This window comes from Acinetobacter sp. YH01006, assembly GCF_013420445.1.
Classification (GTDB): domain Bacteria; phylum Pseudomonadota; class Gammaproteobacteria; order Pseudomonadales; family Moraxellaceae; genus Acinetobacter; species Acinetobacter pseudolwoffii.
In genome coordinates, this window is record NZ_VOYB01000066.1 from 1 (window position 1) to 1,556 (window position 1,556).

The window sequence follows — 1,556 nt, forward strand, 5'->3', positions numbered from 1 at the left end:
CGAGAGACTGCGAGCCATCGGCTTTGGAGACGCGGGCATATCCGATCAGCATGTATCACAAACGTTGGTTTGAGGCGGCGCTTCGGCCACGATTGCATTGACCTCTGGAAATGTATCTCAACCAGCTGTTGTGGTCAAGTTTTTTTGGACACGCCGATCAGATGGTAGGGTTATGCACAGGCGGGCAACTGGGCGGCAGGGCTGGCCAGCGTTTCGTACTGTGCGGGTGATCGGTAGCCAAGTTTTGAATGCAATCGGGTACTGTTATAAAAGTTAACGATGTAGTCGGTGATGTCTTGTTTGGCTTCTGTATGGTTGGCATACCGAGTCTGCCAGACACGCTCCATTTTCAAATTCAGAAAGAACCGCTCCATCACGGCATTGTCCCAGCAATTACCCTTGCGGCTCATGCTGAGTACCAGACCATGGTTTTCAAGTAATTGCCGGTGTTCAGCACTGGCATATTGACTGCCCCGGTCCGAATGAACCAATAAACCCGGTGCCGGTTGGCGAACCGAAATAGCCATGCTCAACGCATCGCACACCAGCTGTGCAGGCATGGTCGGTGCCATGGACCAACCCACGATGCGACGTGAATACAGATCCAGCACAGCGGCCAGATATAGCCAACCGCTGTCGGTCCGAATGTACGTCACATCGCACACCCAGGCCGTATTGGGTGCTTCAGGCTCAAACTGACGGTTGAGCACGTTCTCTGCCACCGGCAAATGGTGTTTGCTATCGGTGGTATGAGCGAACTTGCGACGCCAACAGGCCTTGAGTCCACAGGCTTTCATCAAGGTACGACAGCGATGACGTCCAACATCATGGCCCTGGGCACGCAGGGCTGCACTCAAACGACGACTGCCATAGGTGCGACCACTGGCAAGAAAAACCGCCTGAGCATGCACGCTGTCCTGGCAAATAGGTTTGGGTGTATTGACTCTGCGACGCGCTGCGTAGTAACCAGAGCGACTGATGTCCAACGCCTGACAGACCTGCTTGATCGGGGCCTGCTTCGCTAACTCAGTGACAACATCGTGGATCACTTTATTTCCCGTGCGAAGAAGGCCGAAGCTTTTTTTAATAATTCATTGTCTGATTTTAGTCGCCTGACTTCGGCTTCCAGTTCTCGAATACGTTGCTGCTCAGCCGTTAACGGTTTACCAATCCCCGGCCTGCCGGCTGACTCGTCATCCAGTTGGTGTACCCAGCGTCGGACCACACTTTCGGTCAGCTTCATTTCGCGGCAGACTTGGCTGACGCTGACGCCTTGCTCGCGCACCATGCGCGCCACCTGTAACTTGAACGCTGGATCAAAGGTTCGGCGATTCTTGGTTGTGTCGGTTGTCTTGTCGGTCATCTCTTCATGTTCCTTGTCGGGGGGAAAACACCCGATCAAAGTGTCCATTTAAATTTGACCACAACAAGCTTCATAAACAAAGCGTCTTGAACGCTATCAGATTTTGAAAAAGGAACATGTATGCCGCGTCGCGTCACTCTAACCGATCGGCAGAAAGACGCGCTGTTGCGCTTGCCGACTTCACAGACGGATT

Annotated in this window: 1 protein-coding gene; it reads right to left on the reverse strand. The window is 53.1% G+C overall.

Annotation, left to right across the window (positions count from 1 at the left end; genetic code table 11):
- Positions 1–170: 170 nt before the first annotated feature.
- Positions 171–1,363 (reverse strand): IS3-like element ISKpn18 family transposase gene (locus FTT73_RS16020; protein ID WP_085955245.1). Its coding sequence is split into 2 segments (ribosomal slippage): positions 171–1,087 and positions 1,087–1,363, totalling 1,194 coding nucleotides; the frame shifts between segments, so codons are not numbered across the junction.
- Positions 1,364–1,556: the final 193 nt, after the last annotated feature.